Below are 16,146 nucleotides of genomic sequence, written 5' to 3' on the forward strand. Positions count from 1 at the left end.
CCGTTCCGCCCTGGGTGCGCGCCTCGCGGCGATGATCGTCCACCGCTGGTTCGATGCGCCCGGACAGGATCCGCTGCTCGTCCTGCAACGCGCGTCCGGCGAGCGCCCGGAGGCCGCGGAGGCGCTGGCCGGCTTCCTCGACACGAACTCACTGGAGCCGCTGCACCGCTACCTGCGCGACAGCGGCCTCGACGACGCGGACGCCTACAACCGGGCCGCCGCGATCGACGCCTTCGTACTCGGCGTCTCGACCCGCCGCCGCGTCCTGCGATCCGAACTCGGCGACCCAGCCGACCTCCAGGCCTGGCTGAGCGCCGCCATCCAGCGCCTCGCAGACGGATGACGCACGACCACAAGAACCGCCGAATCTCCGCTTCCACTGGGCATTTTCGGTCCACCCACCGACATGCCGAGTCCCCGGAGGCCGTCGCCGCCCTCCTGCTCAGCGATTGAATCGCGGCTGCGTCTACGCACAGGCGACAGGTCTGGGCCGTATCTGGACGAGCGCACGGCCCCGAGCTGCTGCGGGTGCTGGACCTCGTCGCCGATGCCCCGGCGTTCCTCATCGATCACCGCATGACGGTGCTCGCCGCGAATCGGCACGCCGATCTGCTGTACGGCCGCCGCGCGCAGGGATTGAACATCGCGCGGCACGTCTTCCTGTCCGACGAAGGCCGCGCCCTGTTCGCCGACTGGGATGGCTGCACGCTCGACACCGTCGGCCACCTGCGCCTGTCGGCGGGCCGCCACCCCGACGACTCCGAACTGGCCTCTCTCATAGGCGAACTCGCCATGCGCAGCGAACGCTTCCGCCGCCTCTGGGCACGCGCCGACGTCCGTAGCCGCACCCACGGGCGCAAGGCGTACAACCATCCCCTGGTCGGCTACCTGGAACTGCACCAGGAAAACTTCGCGCTCCCCGACGCCACCGGAACGAAACTCGTCACGCAGTCGGCCGCCACCGGCACGGCCGCCCACGACAACCTCCGCCTCCTGGCCAGCCTCGGCGCGAGCGACGCCGCCGAGACGAAACCAATTGGCGGCCTTCGTCATCGGTTCAGACGAGCTGGTCGAGGATGGCCGCCAGTTCGCGAGCCCGGAACATGACACCGGCATGCCCGGCCTCCAGGCTGTGCACATCGAAGGGATTGTCCGGGGTGAGGCGGTCGGCGTCGTCGATCATTTTCGTGGCCAGTGCCGCGGAGATGACATTGTCCCGGGTGAGACGTATGTAGCTGTGGGGAATTCGTCCCCAGGTGTCGGCCTCGACCCGGGCGTCGGCGAAATTGGTTTGTGCGCCGTCCTCGGGCTGCATTCCGAAGTTGAGTACCAGGAGCATCTGCTCGAGCGTGGCCTCGGGCATATTGGTCACCCGGAAATCCTCGAGCGCTTCGGGATCGGCCGAACGCAGGTTGAATCGGATGAGGCCGCGGGATACCGGCTCCATTCCGAGAAACAGCGAATGGTCCGGATTCGGGATCGGGACGTCCTTCAAGGCTTCGGGAGTCTGGCTCAGCGCCATGGCGCTGGGCGCGTCCGGGGTGGACGGGCAGAAGGCGGACAGGTAGACGATGCGGTGAATGGCTTCGGGTATGGCATTGCCGACCAGACCGATCGTGATGCCGCCGAGGCTGTGGCCGACCAGGATCACCGGGCCGTGCCGCCGCACCTGCCGCACCGCGTCGATGACGTGGGTGACATTGTCCTGCACGGTGATTGCCGCCATCGGCGACGGCCCGGTGGCGAATGCGGCAATGTCCTGCGCCTGATACGACAGCGGTATCGAGGCGTCGAGCCCGTGGCCGGGCAGATCCACCGGCAGACTGCGGTGTCCGAGCAATGCCAGTTCGCGCACTACAGGCGTCCAGAAGAAACTGTTGCTCGTCAAGCCGTGGACGAACACGAATGTCGGAGCGGTGGTGGAGATTTCGGAGAGTTGACCGTCAGGTTCGGGCACATTTCCCCCAGTGGTCGACAACGACGGATGCTGGGTTCTTTACCCACACCGGCGTGCCGTCAACCTTCCGCACTGAGGGAGGGCAGTTCGCGGCTCGTGCTCGCGACGGGTGTGCGCTCGGCGGCGGGGATCTCGGTGCCGTGCAATGAGGTTCCAGCGGTTTCGCGCAGGAAAGCGCAGGCGACCAGCCCGATCAGGGTGAGCAGTTCGCACCGGTAGGTGGTCAGCACCGGGCGCAGGCCGCCCGGCGGGGTGGCCACCGGTGCCGAGGGTGCCCGGGAAGAAGGCGGACGTGAGGTAGCCGGCCGTGGCGGCGTACACGCCGTAGTCGAACCACTCGGCGGCATTGCGTGATGGTCGTGACAAATGCGGCAAATTCGTCTCGGCGGTTCGACTGGTGGGGCCGGATACGCCCCAATCCCATCGTGTCCGTCTAGGGTATAGGCGCGGCGATGCCGCGCAGTCAGCGATGCATGAACAGCGGTATGTTCCGTGGTTTTTTCCACCGAATCCGAAAGGCGCTGTATGGCTAGGGACTTGACGCAAATCGAGTTACTGACGGAATTGGAGCCGGTTGTCGCGGCCAATATCGACCGGCATCTGTCCACGGCGAAGGACTGGTGTCCGCACGACTATGTGCCCTGGAGCGAGGGCCGCAACTTCGCGGCCATGGGTGGCGACGATTGGGAGCCCGGGCAGTCACGGCTCTCCCAGGTCGCCAGGGTCGCGATGATCACGAACCTGCTGACCGAGGACAACCTGCCCTCCTACCACCGGGTGATCGCCGAGAACTTCTCCCGGGACGGCGCGTGGGGCACCTGGGTCGGCCGCTGGACCGCCGAGGAGAACCGCCACGCGATCGCCATGCGGGACTACCTGGTGTGCACCCGCGCTGTCGACCCCGTCGCGCTGGAGAACGACCGGATGGTGCACCTGACCCGCGGCGTCCACGCGCCGGATGGCTTCGGCGGCGTCCTCGATCAGGTCGCGTACGTGACCTTCCAGGAGTTGGCCACCCGTGTCAGTCATCGCAGCACCGGAAGGGTCTGCGACGACCCGATCGCCGACCGGATGCTGCAACGCATTGCGGCCGACGAGAACCTGCACATGATGTTCTATCGCAACATCACCGGTGCCGCCTTCGACATCGCTCCCGACCAGGCGATGGAGTCGGTGACCAAGATCGTGAATACCTTCGCCATGCCGGGCACCGGAATGCCGAACTGGCGTCGCAACGGCGTCCTGATGGTCAAGCACGGAATCTACGATCTGCGCCAGCACTTGGACGAGGTCCTGTTGCCGGTCCTGCGCATCTGGAACGTCTTCACGCGCACCGATTTCACCGCGCGCGGCGAACGCAGTCGCGAACACCTCGACCAGTACCTCGAGAAACTCGGTCGCGATGTCATCCGGTTCGAAGAACAACGCGAACGGATCCTCAGCCGCGAAGCGGCACGGGTCGGCTAGCCGGTGGGTCGGGCATGTGCCCAGCGCATGCTCGACCAGCTACCGGTCCTGCCTATCAGCGGCCACCCAGGCCGGAGAGGGCGACGCCGCGGACGAAGGCGCGCTGAGCGAGCGCATAGAGCAGCAGCAGTGGCAGCAGGATGACCGTGGCCGCGGCCATGAGCAGCGGCCAGTTGGTCGAGTACTGCCCCTGGAGCCGGACGAGACCCAGGGTGGCGGTCGCGTAGTCGTTGCGTTGAATCATGATCAGGGGCCAGAGGAAGTCGTTCCAGACGGTGATCCAGGTGAGGACCGCCAGCACCATGACCGCCGGTTTGGTGTGCGGCAACAGGACTCGCCAATAGGTCTGCCACGGGGTGCAGCCGTCGAGAATGGCCGCCTCCTCCAATTCGATGGGGAGGGTGCGGAAGAACTGGCGCATCAGGTACGTGCCGAAGGCGCTCCCGAAGAGACCGGGAACGATCATCGCCCAGGGGGTGTCCATCCAGCCGAAGGCCCGCATGAGCAGGAACTGCGGGATGACGGTGACGGTGAGCGGGACCATGAGGGTGGCCAGGTAGCCCACGAACAGCACCTCGCGGCCGGCGAAACGCAGGCGGGCGAAGGCGTATCCGGCCAGAGAGCAGAAGAAGACCTGGCCGGCGGTCACGCAGGCGGCGTAGACGACGGTGTTGAGCAGCATGCGGCCGAGCGGGATGGCGTCGAAAGCCTCTCGGTAGTTGGACCATTGGGGGTGCGCCGGCAGGGGCGCCGCGTCGGTCAGCTCACCGTCGGACTTCAGGGAGGCCGAGACGGACCACAGGATCGGGGTCAGCGCGCACCACGCCACCACGATCAACGCCAGATAGGTCAGTGCCGCGGCGACCAAGCGCCGCACCACTCCGCCGCGGCTCAAAGCTCCACCTCGGATCGTCGGGCCAGCCATTGCTGGATCAGGGTGAAGGCCAGCAGGATTGCGAAGATCACCCAGGCCAGGGCGCAGGCGTAGCCGACCTCGTAGAAGCGGAAGGCGTTCTGGAACAGCATGATTCCCAGGACGTAGGTGCCGGTCTCGGGGCCGCCGTTGCTGCCGGTCAGGGCATAGGCCTGGTCGAAGGCCTGGACCGAGTTGATGACGGTGATGACCAGGACGAAGGAGAGCGCGCCGCGGATCAGCGGGATGGTGATCGAGCGGAAACGGCGCCAGGCGTTCGCGCCGTCGATTTTCGCTGCCTCGTACAGGTTTTCGGGGACGCCCTGCATGGCCGCGAGCAGGATGACGGTGGCGAAGGGCACCGATTTCCACACCGTCACCAGGCTCAGCGAGACCATGGCCCACTGCGGATCGGTCAGCCACGGCACCGGGCCGAGGCCGATCCAGCCCAGAAGAATATTGGCGAGCCCGTCATCGCTGGCGAAGATGAAGCGGAACACCACCGCCATGGCGACGGTCGATGCCACCAGCGGCAGGAATGCCACGGTCCGGAACACCCCGACACCGCGCAGTTTCCGATTCAGCAGTCCCGCGACGGCGAGGCTGACCGCCACCGTCGGCACCAGCGTCAGGATCGTGAACACGGCCGTATTCCGCAGGGCGATATAGAACAGCGGGTCCTCGGAGAACAGCCGCCGATAGTTCGCCACACCCACGAACCGCGGCGGGCTGAACAGATCCCAGGAGTGGAAGCTCAGATACAGCGAAAACCCCAGCGGGAACAGCATGAACACCAGGATGGCGGCCAGATTCGGTGCCACGAACAGCCTTCCGGCGCGCGCCCGCCGCCGCTCCAGCACCGGCCCACCCCTCATACCGCCGCCCGCAGTAGCTGATCGATATCGGCGCTGGTCTGTCCGCCCAGCGAGTCCCCTGTCGCCGCGCCGCGCAGCACTCGATTGCAGCCACGTTCGAGCAGCGCTTCCACCTTGCCCCACACGGGCGTCACGGCCAGCGGACGCGAATTCTCCGGCCCCTCGGTGAAGACTTCGAGATTGCGCAGCGCCGGGTGAGCCGCGGCGAATCCCGGTGACTGCATGGCCGATCGCAGGACCGGCACGAACAGACCCGACTCCGCGATGATGGCCTGTCCCTCGGGCCCGGTCGCGAACTTCACGAATTCCCAGGCCTGTTCACGCCGCGGACTGCTCGCCGCGATGGCCAGTCCGGTGCTGCCGATATCGGTGATCGCGCCCGGACCCCCGTCCGGCCCGACCGGCAGCACCGTGACATCGAAGTCGAGGTCGTCGTGCCCGGTGAACTCCGAGTACAGCCAGTGCCCGCCCATGAGCATGGCGGCCCGCCCGCTGCGGAACAGATCCTGCGCCGAAACCGATTGCCGGTCACCGACACTGGGCGCGACCCGATGCCGCACGGCCAGGTCGGCATAGAACTGGAACCCGGCCGCGAACCGTGGATCCCCGAGATTGGTGCTGGTGGGCCGCACCGGCGGACTGAACCATTCGACGCCGTTGTTCATACCGAAGCAGGCCGCCGAGAAGTAGGGCACCCAGGCGTCCACGAATCCCCACTGCCCGGTGCGCCCGCCGGCGTCGCGGTGGGTGAGCGCCCGCGCGGCCGCCAGGAACTCCGCGAAGGTCCAGGCCTCGGACCAGCGGGCGGGCGGGCGAATCCCGGCCTCGGCGAACAGCTTCCGGTTGTAGTAGAGGAACACCCCCGACCACTGCTCCGGCAGCGCGTACTGCCCGCCGTCCCAGACGAAGGTGTCGCGCAGTGTCGCGTACCCGTCGGCGCGCAGCCGGGCAGCGTAATCCGGCTCCCGGTCCAGGAATTCGCGCAGATCCACCAGCACACCCCGATCGGCGAGCCCGGCATAGAGCAGCTCCCACGCCATCAGCACATCCGGGCATTTGCCGCCCGCGCAGTAGGTGAGCATCTGTTGCAGGGGATCGGGCCCGGACATGATGGTGCGGATCCTGATATCCGGTCGCCGCCGGTGGAATTCGTCGATGATGCGCAGCCGCGCCCGGGCCTCCTCGGGCCGCGCCTGGAAGAAGAAGGTGACCGCGTCGTCGCCCCCGCCCGCGCAGCCGCCCGCGGCCAGCAGCGCCGCCAGCGCGGCCGAGCGCAGCAGGCTACGCCGATCCATTCCGCCGGGCCGGGCCGCCCATTCGCTCGCCAAAGATATATCTCCGTGAACTAAACGAACTAAAGGACCACAGTGACGCAGATCTCGAACCAGCATGGCAGCATACGGGGAGCAACCTGCGACACGCGGCAAACACGCGAAATCGCGGGAATCCGACCGGCTCGCACCACCCCCGCGCGCCGGCCGCAGCGTCCGCCGGGCCACCCGTACCTGGCGCTACCACACCAGGTGAACAGCTGGTCGAAGCCGGTTCACTCGCATGTCGGTTGGGCTACGTTGTGACCATTTCAGTTAGAAGCCGCAGTACCGCAGGGAGAGTTGTCGCATGGCGACCATCGAATACCTCCGGACGGATCCCGACCTACCTCCGGTAGGTGTCGTGGACCGGACGCCCATGACGCCCGCGAAGAAGGGCATCTTCCTCGTCATCGCCGTGATCGGCGCAATCGCCTGGGCCATCCTCGCTTTCATGCGCGGCGAGAACGTGAACGCGGTGTGGATCGTCATCGCAGCCCTCTGCACTTACGTACTCGCGTACCAGTTCTACGCCCGGCTCATCGAATACCGGATCACCAAGCCGCGCGATGATGTCGCCACTCCCGCCGAGGAAATGGAGAACGGCAAGGACTACATGCCGATGGACCGCCGGGTCCTGTTCGGCCACCACTTCGCCGCCATCGCGGGCGCCGGCCCGCTGGTCGGCCCGGTGCTGGCCGCGCAGATGGGCTATCTGCCCGGCACCATCTGGATCATCGTCGGCGTGGTGCTGGCCGGTGCGGTGCAGGACTATCTGGTGCTGTGGGCCTCGGTGAAGCGCCGCGGCCGGTCGCTGGGCCAGATGGCGCGCGACGAGCTCGGCGTGGTCGGCGGGGTCGCGGCCATCATCGCGGTGCTGGTGATCATGATGATCCTGCTCGCGGTGCTGGGCATCGTCGTGGTGAATGCCCTTGCCGCGACCAAGAATCCGACCACCGGCGCGCTCGAGGGCGGCAGCCCGTGGGGTGTGTTCTCCATTTCGATGACCATCCCGATCGCCCTGTTCATGGGCCTGTACCTGCGCTTCTTCCGGCCCGGCAAGGTCGGCGAGGTGTCGCTGTTCGGCTTCGTGCTGCTGCTGGCGGCGATTCTGCTCGGCAATCCGGTGTCCCAATCCGGTTGGGGCCGCGACCTGTTCACGCTGTCCGGTACCACCATCGCCTGGATGCTGATCATCTACGGCTTCATCGCCTCGGTGCTGCCGGTGTGGCTGCTGCTGGCTCCGCGCGACTACCTGTCCACCTTCATGAAGATCGGCACCATCGGCCTGCTCGCCATCGGCGTGCTGGTCACCATGCCGGTGCTGCAGGCCCCCGCGGTCTCCCAGTTCGCGTCCAACAGCAACGGTCCGTCCTTCGCGGGCAGCCTGTTCCCGTTCCTGTTCATCACCATCGCCTGTGGTGCGCTGTCCGGCTTCCACTCGCTGGTGTCCTCGGGCACCACGCCGAAGCTGCTGGAGAAGCAGTCGCAGGCGCGCATGATCGGCTACGGCGGCATGCTGATGGAGTCGTTCGTGGCGGTCATGGCGATCATCGCGGCGTCGATCCTGGATCAGCACCTGTACTTCGCCATCAACAGCCCCGGCCTCACCTCCGCGCAGGCCGCGGCCGACAGCGTGAACAAGCTCGGTGTGGGCGGCAGCCCGATCGACGCGAAGTACCTGAACGACATGGCGCAGAGCGTCGGTGAGTCCCGGGTCTACTCGCGCACCGGTGGCGCGCCCACCCTCGCCATCGGCATGACCGAGGTGATGCACAAGTTCATCGGCGGTACCTCGCTCAAGGCGTTCTGGTACCACTTCGCCATCATGTTCGAGGCGCTGTTCATCCTCACCACCATCGACGCGGGCACCCGCGTCGCGCGGTTCATGCTCTCGGATTCGCTGGGCAACATGGGCGGCGTGGCCAAGAAGTTCCGGGATCCGTCGTGGTGGCCGGGCGTGTTCTTCTGCTCCGGCGTGGTCGTGGCCGCGTGGGGTTCGGTGCTGCTGATGGGTGTCACCGACCCACTGGGCGGCATCAACACCCTGTACCCGCTCTTCGGCATCTCCAACCAGCTGCTGGCCGCGATCGCGCTGACGGTGGTGCTGGTGATCGTGGTCAAGAAGGGGCTCGTGAAATGGGCCTGGATTCCGGCGCTTCCGCTGGTCTGGGACCTGATCGTCACCATGACGGCCTCGTTCCAGAAGATCTTCTCGGGTGACCCGAAGATCGGCTACTGGACGCTACACAACAACACCATCGACAAGCAGAACGCCTACATCGCCGCACGCGATTCGGGGCAGCTGCCGAAGGGCGTCAAGGACGTCGCCGCGCTGAACCAGCAGATCCACGACATGGACAAGATCATCCGCAATACCTTCGTCCAGGGCACGCTCTCCATCGTGTTCGCGGTGATGGTGCTGATCGTGGCGCTGGTCGGCGTGTGGGTCTGCCTACGCGCCATCCGCAAGGGCGGCAGTGAGACCACCGAATCGCCGGAGGTGCCGTCGAAGATCTTCGGCCCCAGCGGTTTCCTCGCCACCAAGGCGGAGAAGGAGGTCCAGCAGGAATGGGACACCCTGATCGCCGAGGGCAAGATCCGCGCGCCCGGCGCGGCCACGGTCGCCAGTCATTGACGCGCCGATGAGTGCCCCCGAAGCCCCGCTCGCCGCAGGTCCGCTGCGGCGGGCGGGGCTCGCCCTCGTCCGGGCCGTGAAAGCCGTTGCCTGGTGGTTCAACTCGATCCTCGGCGGCAACGATTACGCCCGCTACGTCGATCACCTGCGGCTGCAGCACCCGGGATGCGAGATTCCCAGCGAGCGCCAGTATTGGCGCGATCGCCATGCGGCCGCCGCCAAGAACCCCGCAAATCGCTGCTGTTGACACGAGTGGCGGTTTTCCGCCAACATCCATGTCCGATACCCGCTAGCAGAGGTCGGCCGGGACTGACATGGTGGTATGCGTGAGTGCGAACGACTTGGATTTCGAGCGTTGCTACCGCGCCGTGGCAACCCGGGACGCCCGGTTCGACGGGCAGTTCGTGACCGCGGTGCGCACCACCGGAATCTATTGCCGCCCTTCCTGTCCGGCCATCACCCCCAAACGCACCAACGTCACCTTCCTGCCCACCGCGGCCGCCGCACAGCAGCACGGCTTCCGCGCCTGCCGCCGGTGCCTGCCCGACGCCGCACCCGGCTCGCCCCTCTGGAATACCCGCGCGGACCTGGCCTCCCGCGCCATGCGCCTGATCGGCGACGGCGTCATCGAACGCGGCGGCGTGCCCGCCCTCGCCGATGCCCTCGGCTACTCCCAGCGTCAGCTCACCCGGGTACTCACCAGCGAGCTCGGCGCCGGCCCACTGGCACTGGCGCGCGCCCACCGCGCGCACACCGCCCGGCTGCTGATCCAGACCACCCGGCTGCCCATGTCGGACATCGCGTTCGCGGCCGGATTCGCCAGCATCCGGCAGTTCAACGACACCGTGCGCGAGGTGTTCGCGGTCAGCCCGACCACGCTGCGCGAGGAATCCCGGCGGCGCAACGGCGACACGCTGCCGGCCACCAACGGGCTGCTCACCCTGCGACTCCCCTATCGCGAACCGTTGGACAAGTCGTGGCTGGAATGGTTCCTGTCCGCCCACACCGTCCCGGGCGTGGAGCTGTGGGAGAAGGGCGTCTACAGCCGCAGCCTGCGAACACCGCACGGCCACACCACGATTCGACTGTCCATCCAGCCCGGCCACGTGCGGGCCTCACTGTCGCTGCAGGACATGCGTGATCTCGCGCCGACCGTCGCCCGCATCAGGCACCTCCTGGATCTGGACGCCGATCCCATCGGGATCGACGAGGCCATGGCCGCCAGCATGGCGGGAAGCCCACCGCGCCCGGGCTTTCCGGGCGCCGTGCTGCCCGCCGGCATCCGGGTCCCCGGCTGCCTGGACGGCCCGGAACTGTTGCTGCGCACCATGATCGGGCAGCAGATCTCGGTAGCCGCGGCCAATACCCACACCGCGCGGCTGGTACAGGGCCTGGGCGAGACCATCGCCGGGCCGATCCCGCACCTGTTCCCCACCGCCGAGGCCATCGCCGAACGCGGCTCCGAGGTACTGACCGGGCCGAGCCGGCGCATCGAGGCCATCGTCGGCGCGGCCAAGGCGCTGGCCACCGGCGACCTGGTGCTGCACTCCGGCCGCACCGCCGGTGAACTGCGCCGCGACCTGCTGGCCCTGGACGGCGTCGGACCCTGGACCGCGGACTACGTCACCATGCGCCTGCTCGCCGATCCGGACGTGCTCCTACACTCCGACCTGGTCGTGCGCCGCGGCGCGGGACTGCTCGGCATCGACCTCGCCGATACCGCCCGCTGGTCGCCATGGCGTTCATACCTCACCATGCACCTGTGGAAACACGCCCTCGCCCACCCCGCCGAGGCCAACCGGAGGACCCCGTAGTGAGCTCCGAAACCCCTGTCGGCACAGCCGATTACGCCACCGTCGCGACACCCGCCGGTCCGTTCACCGCCATCGTGGACGACGACGGGGTGGTCCTCGCCTCCGGCTGGACCGCCGATCCGGAAGAACTGCGGGCGCTCATCCACCCCGGCATCCGGCCCACCGCGCTGCGCGGACGAGACGCCCTCGGCGCGGTCACGCGAGCCGTCACCGAATACCACGCCGGTGACCTCACGGCTATCGACGGCATCGCCGTGCGCCAGGTCTCCGGACCGTTCCTCACCCACGCCTGGGAGATCCTGCGCAAGGTGCCGGCCGGAGCTCCCGTCACCTACACCGACTTCGCGGCCATCTCCGGGCGGCCCGCCGCCACCCGCGCGGCGGCCAATGCCTGCGCCCGCAATGCCGCCGCGCTCTTCGTGCCCTGCCACCGGGTGATCCGTACCGACGGCAGCCTCGGCGGCTTCCGCTACGGCCTGCCGATCAAGCGCTGGCTGCTCGACCACGAGTCGGCCTGAGGGCTCTCGCCCACGGAGTCCGCGCCCGAGCGTGCCCGGGCCGCGTCGGTGCCCGGGCGTACCGTGGCAGCCATGTGCCGCAACATTCACACCCTGCACAACTTCGAGCCGCCGGCCACCCCGGACGAGGTGCATGCGGCCGCCCTGCAGTACGTCCGCAAGATCAGCGGAAGCACCAAACCGTCCCAAGCCAACCAGGACGCCTTCGACCTGGCGGTGGCGGAGATCGCCGCGGCAACCACCCGCCTGCTGGACGGCCTGACCACCGCCGCCCCACCCAAGGACCGCGAGGTCGAGGCCGCCAAGGCCCGCGCCCGCGCCGAAGTGCGCTTCGCGGGCCGATAACCGAATCGGCCGGAACCGCGTGCGGATGCGCTGTTCAGTTCAGCCGGCCGTCCAGGGCCGCAGTTTCTCCGGGTTCCGGATCACCCAGATGCGGGTGATCCGGCCGTCTGCGATATCGAACGCGTAGACCGAGACGATAGTGCCGTCGAGCTGCGCGACCAGGCCGGGCTGGCCGTTCACCGTCCGCTCCAGCAGGGTTACCACGGGGCCGCGGGTTGCGATTTCCATCCAGGCGTGGGCGACCTGCTCACCGCCGTTGATCGGGTCGTGGAAGGATAGTGCCAGGCCGCCGCCATCGGCCGTGGCGATCACCTGCGGATCGAGCAGGCCGATGAGGGCCTCGATATCCTTTGTCTCCCAAGCCCGTTTGAAATCCCGGACCACCTCGGTGCGCACAGCGCTCGACGGGCTCCGCGAGGTATCGACGCGGCGGCGGGCGCTGGAGGCGAGCTGGCGGCAGGCTGCGGGGGTGCGCCCGACGATGCCGGCGACCTCGGCGAAGGAATAGCGGAAGACGTCGTGCAGGATGAACGACACCCGCTCTGCCGGTGTCATGGAATCCAGCACGACGAGGAAGGCCATGCTGATCGACTCGTCGAGGGTGACCCGGTCGGCGGGATCGACGGGGGCGGGACCGTCGAGCCATTCGGATCGGTCGGGGACCGGCTCCGGAATCCATTCGCCCACATAGCGTTCCCGCCTGGCGCGCGCCGAGCCGAGCAGATCGAGGCAGATCCGGCCGGCGACCGTCGTCAACCACGCGCCGGGCGCCGCCACCTCCCGCCGCTGCCGCTCGGACAGCGCGTACCAGCGAGCGTAGGTCTCCTGCACCACATCCTCGGCCTCGGACAGGGAGCCGAGCAGCCGGTAGGCGAGATTGATCAGCTGACGGCGTTCATCGATCACCCCGGGCAGGTGCGGGTCGGTCATGTGCGGCTCCTTCGGTCTGTGCGTACCCCACCGAAATCGACGAATCAGCGACCCGATTTGTGAGGCGGCCTGACATTCCGGACAGCTGTGTCGTCGGAGGGTCATGACGTTTTCAGCAGAGCAGGAGTTCCGGAAATGATCAGAATCGGCATCATCCTCGGCAGTACCCGGCCCAACCGCAAAGGCCCGCAGGTCGCCCAGTGGGTTCTGGACTCGGCAGCGCAGCGCGGCGACGCCGAGTTCGAACTGATCGACCTGCGCGACCACCCGCTCCCGCATCTCGACGAGCCTGTGCCGCCGATGTTCGGCCCGTCGATGCATGCACACACCCGCGCCTGGGCCGAACGGATCGCCCGATTCGACGGCTTCGTGATCGTCACCCCGGAGTACAACAGCGGCGCCCCCGGGGTGCTGAAGAACGCCCTCGACCATCTGCTCTGGGAGTGGACCGACAAGGCAGTCGGATTCGTCTCCTACGGCACGGCCGGCGGTGCCCGCGCCGTGGTGCAGCTGCGGGTGGTCTGCAGCACGCTGGGCATGGCCGATGTCGGCTATCAGGTCGCGATCTCGGTGCTCACCGATTTCGAGGACCTCACCACCTTCACACCTCGCGACCATCATGCCGCCGCCCTGACCAAGACGCTGGATCAGCTCATCGCCTGGAGTGGTGCGCTCGCACCCCTGCGCGCCGCCGCCGAAACCACGCTCGCCAATTCCTGAGGAGTCGATCATGACCACACCCGACGACTTTCAGTCACGCGCCGACCGCATCGAGGCCGATGAAGTCGAGATTCGCCGGACCATCGACAAGGTGGTCGAAGGACTGCGAGCCAAGGACCTCGACGCCCTGAAACAGGCGTACACGCCCAACGTCGTGTCCTTCGATGTCGAGCCGCCGCTCCAGCATGTCGGTATAGCAGCGAAACTCGAGAACTGGGCGAAAGTCTTCCTGTTCTTCGAGAGTGTGACCTATGAGGTTCGCGATCTGACGTTCACCGTCGGCGATGATGTGGCATTCGGGCACGCCTTCGCTCGTCTCAGCGGCACGCTGAAGAACGGGGCCGCGACGAGCGGTATGTGGGTCCGGGTCACCTACGGCATGCGGAAGATCGACGGCAACTGGTTGATCGCGCACGATCAGGTATCGGTGCCGTTCGACATCTCGAGCGGCAGAGGTGTGATCGACCTGGAGCCGTGACGGGCCGGGGGTGTCGGGTGCCGTTGCCGTGCGAGCTTTCGCCCCCCCCGAAAGCCTATGCGCCGACCGAGGTTTCGAGACGGGAGCCGGTGCGCCCGCGAATGACGTGCAGGCGGCTGGGGATGCGCTGGCGCATTTCGTCCACATGGCTCACCACGCCGACCACCCGGCCCCCGGAACGGAGCTCGTCCAGGACGCCCATCACGGCGTCGAGGGTGTCGGCATCGAGGCTGCCGAAGCCCTCGTCGATGAAGAGGGTGTCCATGACCAGGCCGCCGGATTCGGCCGACACGACGTCGGCCAGACCCAGGGCCAGGGCCAGGGAGGCCATGAAGGTCTCGCCGCCGGAAAGGGTTTTGGCCGGACGGATCGCGCCGGTGTAGTCGTCACGGATATCGAGGCCCAGGCCGCCGCGGCGGCCGCGCGGGCCCGCGGCATCTGTGTGGACGAATTCGTAACGGCCGCCGGACATCCGGCGCAGCCGCACCGAACCGGCCAGCGCCACCTCCTCCAGGCGGGCGGCCAGCACGTACGAGCGCAGGGACATGCGGCGGTTGTTCTCGCCACGGCCGGACACCACCTCGGCCAGGCGGGCCAGCTCGTCGTGGGAGCGCTGGAGCGGGGCGATGCGATCGACGGCCGCCGACAGCTCTGCGCACAGGCCCTCCAGCTGCGCCAGCCGCCGGTCCGCCTCGGCATTCGCGGCAACGGCCCGGTTCAGCTCCGATTCCGCCTGCGCCACCGCGGTTTCCAGCTCGCGCGGATCGCCGGGTTCGTCCTCCCCGGCCGACTGGATCTCAGGTTCGGCGAGCACGGCCTCGGCGTGCGCGCGAGCCCGGTCGGCGGCCACCAGTTCGTCCTCGATGGCCGTCTGCTGCGCGGCGGTGCGGGAGGCGGCGTCGACCGCGCGGGCATACTCGCCCAGCACGCCGTAGTCCGGCCCCGACTCCCCCATCACCGGCGGCGCGGAATCCACCAGACCCGCGTCGTAGGAAAGCTTTTCGACCCGGACGGCGGCCACCGCGACCTGCTCGCGGGCAGTTGCCGCCTCGACACGTGCGGACCGCACCGCCGTGGCCTCCTCGACCAGCGCCGCCAGGCGGGCCCGGCGGCGGTCGACGGTGCCGTCGGCGCCGGCGGCCGCGCGCAGCCGCTCGGTGAGTTCGGCCAGCCGCCGATCGCTGGCGACGATCCGCTCCGTCGTTGCACTGGACCGGCTTTCACATTCCCGCGCCTCGTCCTGCAGCCGGGTCTGATCCGCGCGCAGCGTGCCGAGTTCGGCGGTCAGCCCGTCCACGAGACCCGCGATGCCCTTGGCCGCGGTGTACCGCCGGGTCGAATCGTCCAGTGCGGCGGCCAGTTCCGCCTTGTCCACATCACCGCCCCGCTCGACCAGCACCTCGACCGCCCGCTCCAGCTCGGTGACCCGTTGCCCGGCCCGCTCCCGCTCGGCCTCGGCCTTCCGCTCCGCGGCCAGCGCCGCGTCCTCGTCGGCCTTGGACACCGCATGCTCGGCCGGCCGCGCCGGATCCGGATGCGCGAGCGACCCGCACACCGCGCACGGCTCGCCCGCGGCCAGGCCCTCCGCCAGCTCCGCCGCCATCCCGGCCATGCGCTGCTCTCGCAGTGCCTGCGTACGCTGCCACGCCTCGGCGTGCCCAGTCCGCGCCCGCTCGAAAGCGGTTCCCGCCCCGGTCAGTTCACCGCGCCGCCGCTCCAACTCCACCGCGGCTGCGGCCGAGGTGCGCAACCGCTGGCACTCGGCCTCCAGTCCTGGCAGTGCGGCCGCCGCATCCGCGGCGTCGCGCAACCGGACCTCCACCGCCGCAACGGCTTCCGGCAGCTCCTGCAACCGCTGAGCCAGCTTGCCGGTCCGGGCAGCCAGATCGGTCTGCTCGGTCCGCAGCCCGGCCAGCTCCCGCGTCAGCCGGGTCGCCGAATCCGCATCCGCCCGAACCTCATCGAGCGCGCCCACCTGTGCGCTCCACCGCTGCACAGCCGCCTCGAGCCCCGAGGCGCGGCCCTCGCGCATCGCCGATCCATCGTCCTCGACGCCGCTGCCGTCGTGTGTCCGGTCACCAGCGTCGGAGTCGACGGCGTCGAACGGGCTGGGAAGGGTGAGATCTCGAGCGTGACCTGCGTCGGCGTCGATGTCTTCGAGGTCGGCGGCGAGGTCGGTGC

The 16,146-nt window shown here is 68.3% G+C and carries 17 protein-coding genes; 10 read left to right on the forward strand and 7 right to left on the reverse strand.

Features of this window, described 5'->3' with window-relative positions:
* Together ACFXN1_RS23835 and ACFXN1_RS23840 are read left to right on the forward strand one after the other, a co-directional pair.
* Nucleotides 1–343 (forward strand): hypothetical protein (locus tag ACFXN1_RS23835; protein WP_379463673.1); only part of this gene is annotated, 343 nt, incomplete at its 5' end.
* 179 nt (nucleotides 344–522) lie between these two features.
* Nucleotides 523–1,107 (forward strand): hypothetical protein, encoded by a 585-nt coding sequence (locus ACFXN1_RS23840; protein WP_379442957.1) that lies wholly within the window; start codon nucleotides 523–525, stop codon nucleotides 1,105–1,107.
* On the opposite strand, the gene ACFXN1_RS23845 is transcribed toward ACFXN1_RS23840, so the two are convergent.
* Both ACFXN1_RS23845 and ACFXN1_RS23850 read right to left on the reverse strand, forming a co-directional pair.
* The gene (locus tag ACFXN1_RS23845; protein ID WP_379442959.1) at nucleotides 1,058–1,957 is read right to left on the reverse strand and encodes an alpha/beta fold hydrolase; all 900 of its coding nucleotides are present in this window, start codon (nucleotides 1,955–1,957) and stop codon (nucleotides 1,058–1,060) included. The two genes, ACFXN1_RS23840 and ACFXN1_RS23845, sit on opposite strands and share 50 nt — an antisense overlap.
* 59 nt (nucleotides 1,958–2,016) lie before the next feature.
* A complete protein-coding gene (locus tag ACFXN1_RS23850) occupies nucleotides 2,017–2,217 on the reverse strand; it encodes a hypothetical protein (RefSeq protein ID WP_379442940.1) in 201 nt (66 codons plus the stop codon).
* A gap of 265 nt (nucleotides 2,218–2,482) precedes the next feature.
* Between ACFXN1_RS23850 and ACFXN1_RS23855 the strand changes: the two genes are divergently transcribed.
* The gene (locus ACFXN1_RS23855; protein WP_379393839.1) at nucleotides 2,483–3,424 is read left to right on the forward strand and encodes an acyl-ACP desaturase; all 942 of its coding nucleotides are present in this window, start codon (nucleotides 2,483–2,485) and stop codon (nucleotides 3,422–3,424) included.
* 55 nt (nucleotides 3,425–3,479) lie between these two features.
* Here ACFXN1_RS23855 and ACFXN1_RS23860 read toward each other — a convergent pair whose 3' ends face one another.
* Genes ACFXN1_RS23860 through ACFXN1_RS23870 form a run of 3 tightly spaced genes read right to left on the reverse strand, consistent with a single transcriptional unit; the run spans nucleotide 3,480 to nucleotide 6,507 of the window.
* Nucleotides 3,480–4,319: a carbohydrate ABC transporter permease gene (locus ACFXN1_RS23860; protein ID WP_379442941.1), complete on the reverse strand. Its 840-nt coding sequence runs from the start codon at nucleotides 4,317–4,319 to the stop codon at nucleotides 3,480–3,482.
* The gene (locus ACFXN1_RS23865) at nucleotides 4,316–5,212 is read right to left on the reverse strand and encodes a carbohydrate ABC transporter permease (RefSeq protein WP_379442942.1); all 897 of its coding nucleotides are present in this window, start codon (nucleotides 5,210–5,212) and stop codon (nucleotides 4,316–4,318) included. The genes ACFXN1_RS23860 and ACFXN1_RS23865 overlap by 4 nt, the downstream gene beginning before the upstream one ends.
* Nucleotides 5,209–6,507 (reverse strand): ABC transporter substrate-binding protein, encoded by a 1,299-nt coding sequence (locus ACFXN1_RS23870; RefSeq protein ID WP_379442960.1) that lies wholly within the window; start codon nucleotides 6,505–6,507, stop codon nucleotides 5,209–5,211. The genes ACFXN1_RS23865 and ACFXN1_RS23870 overlap by 4 nt, the downstream gene beginning before the upstream one ends.
* 325 nt (nucleotides 6,508–6,832) lie before the next feature.
* Between ACFXN1_RS23870 and ACFXN1_RS23875 the strand changes: the two genes are divergently transcribed.
* The 5 genes from ACFXN1_RS23875 (at nucleotide 6,833) to ACFXN1_RS23895 (ending at nucleotide 11,837) form a co-directional block, all read left to right on the forward strand.
* Nucleotides 6,833–9,160 carry a carbon starvation CstA family protein gene (locus ACFXN1_RS23875; RefSeq protein ID WP_379442944.1) on the forward strand — a complete coding sequence of 776 codons (2,328 nt, stop codon included), beginning with the start codon at nucleotides 6,833–6,835 and terminating at the stop codon, nucleotides 9,158–9,160.
* A 7-nt stretch (nucleotides 9,161–9,167) separates the two neighbouring features.
* Complete coding sequence (locus tag ACFXN1_RS23880; protein ID WP_379442946.1) at nucleotides 9,168–9,407, forward strand: YbdD/YjiX family protein; 240 nt, start codon at nucleotides 9,168–9,170, stop codon at nucleotides 9,405–9,407.
* Nucleotides 9,408–9,474: 67 nt separating this feature from the next.
* Complete coding sequence (locus ACFXN1_RS23885; RefSeq protein WP_379442948.1) at nucleotides 9,475–10,974, forward strand: DNA-3-methyladenine glycosylase 2 family protein; 1,500 nt, start codon at nucleotides 9,475–9,477, stop codon at nucleotides 10,972–10,974.
* Entirely contained in the window at nucleotides 10,974–11,492 is a 519-nt protein-coding gene (locus tag ACFXN1_RS23890; protein WP_379442949.1) for a methylated-DNA--[protein]-cysteine S-methyltransferase, read from the forward strand. The genes ACFXN1_RS23885 and ACFXN1_RS23890 overlap by 1 nt, the downstream gene beginning before the upstream one ends.
* 72 nt (nucleotides 11,493–11,564) lie before the next feature.
* On the forward strand, nucleotides 11,565–11,837 hold the full coding sequence (locus ACFXN1_RS23895; RefSeq protein WP_379442950.1) for a DUF2277 domain-containing protein: 273 nt from the start codon (nucleotides 11,565–11,567) through the stop codon (nucleotides 11,835–11,837).
* Nucleotides 11,838–11,876: 39 nt separating this feature from the next.
* Here ACFXN1_RS23895 and sigJ read toward each other — a convergent pair whose 3' ends face one another.
* Entirely contained in the window at nucleotides 11,877–12,767 is an 891-nt protein-coding gene (sigJ, locus tag ACFXN1_RS23900; RefSeq protein ID WP_379442951.1) for an RNA polymerase sigma factor SigJ, read from the reverse strand.
* A gap of 135 nt (nucleotides 12,768–12,902) precedes the next feature.
* Between sigJ and ACFXN1_RS23905 the strand changes: the two genes are divergently transcribed.
* Nucleotides 12,903–13,487 carry an NADPH-dependent FMN reductase gene (locus tag ACFXN1_RS23905; protein ID WP_379442952.1) on the forward strand — a complete coding sequence of 195 codons (585 nt, stop codon included), beginning with the start codon at nucleotides 12,903–12,905 and terminating at the stop codon, nucleotides 13,485–13,487.
* Between the two features lie 10 nt (nucleotides 13,488–13,497).
* Nucleotides 13,498–13,965 (forward strand): YybH family protein, encoded by a 468-nt coding sequence (locus tag ACFXN1_RS23910; RefSeq protein ID WP_379442953.1) that lies wholly within the window; start codon nucleotides 13,498–13,500, stop codon nucleotides 13,963–13,965.
* 55 nt (nucleotides 13,966–14,020) lie between these two features.
* On the opposite strand, the gene ACFXN1_RS23915 is transcribed toward ACFXN1_RS23910, so the two are convergent.
* The coding region (locus tag ACFXN1_RS23915) for an SbcC/MukB-like Walker B domain-containing protein (RefSeq protein WP_379463674.1) at nucleotides 14,021–16,146 on the reverse strand (2,126 nt) is incomplete at its 5' end.

This window comes from Nocardia sp. NPDC059154 (assembly GCF_042755705.1).
Classification (GTDB): Bacteria; Actinomycetota; Actinomycetes; order Mycobacteriales; family Mycobacteriaceae; genus Nocardia.

What these genes read in the sequence shown, in the direction of transcription:
- sigJ (WP_379442951.1), bottom strand. Translation starts at nt 12,767, where the DNA reads ATGACCGACCCGCACCTGCCCGGGGTGATCGATGAACGCCGTCAGCTG.
- ACFXN1_RS23870 (WP_379442960.1), bottom strand. Translation starts at nt 6,507, where the DNA reads ATGGATCGGCGTAGCCTGCTGCGCTCGGCCGCGCTGGCGGCGCTGCTG.
- ACFXN1_RS23905 (WP_379442952.1), top strand. Translation starts at nt 12,903, where the DNA reads ATGATCAGAATCGGCATCATCCTCGGCAGTACCCGGCCCAACCGCAAA.
- ACFXN1_RS23880 (WP_379442946.1), top strand. Translation starts at nt 9,168, where the DNA reads ATGAGTGCCCCCGAAGCCCCGCTCGCCGCAGGTCCGCTGCGGCGGGCG.
- ACFXN1_RS23855 (WP_379393839.1), top strand. Translation starts at nt 2,483, where the DNA reads ATGGCTAGGGACTTGACGCAAATCGAGTTACTGACGGAATTGGAGCCG.
- ACFXN1_RS23895 (WP_379442950.1), top strand. Translation starts at nt 11,565, where the DNA reads ATGTGCCGCAACATTCACACCCTGCACAACTTCGAGCCGCCGGCCACC.
- ACFXN1_RS23865 (WP_379442942.1), bottom strand. Translation starts at nt 5,212, where the DNA reads ATGAGGGGTGGGCCGGTGCTGGAGCGGCGGCGGGCGCGCGCCGGAAGG.
- ACFXN1_RS23910 (WP_379442953.1), top strand. Translation starts at nt 13,498, where the DNA reads ATGACCACACCCGACGACTTTCAGTCACGCGCCGACCGCATCGAGGCC.
- ACFXN1_RS23885 (WP_379442948.1), top strand. Translation starts at nt 9,475, where the DNA reads ATGGTGGTATGCGTGAGTGCGAACGACTTGGATTTCGAGCGTTGCTAC.
- ACFXN1_RS23875 (WP_379442944.1), top strand. Translation starts at nt 6,833, where the DNA reads ATGGCGACCATCGAATACCTCCGGACGGATCCCGACCTACCTCCGGTA.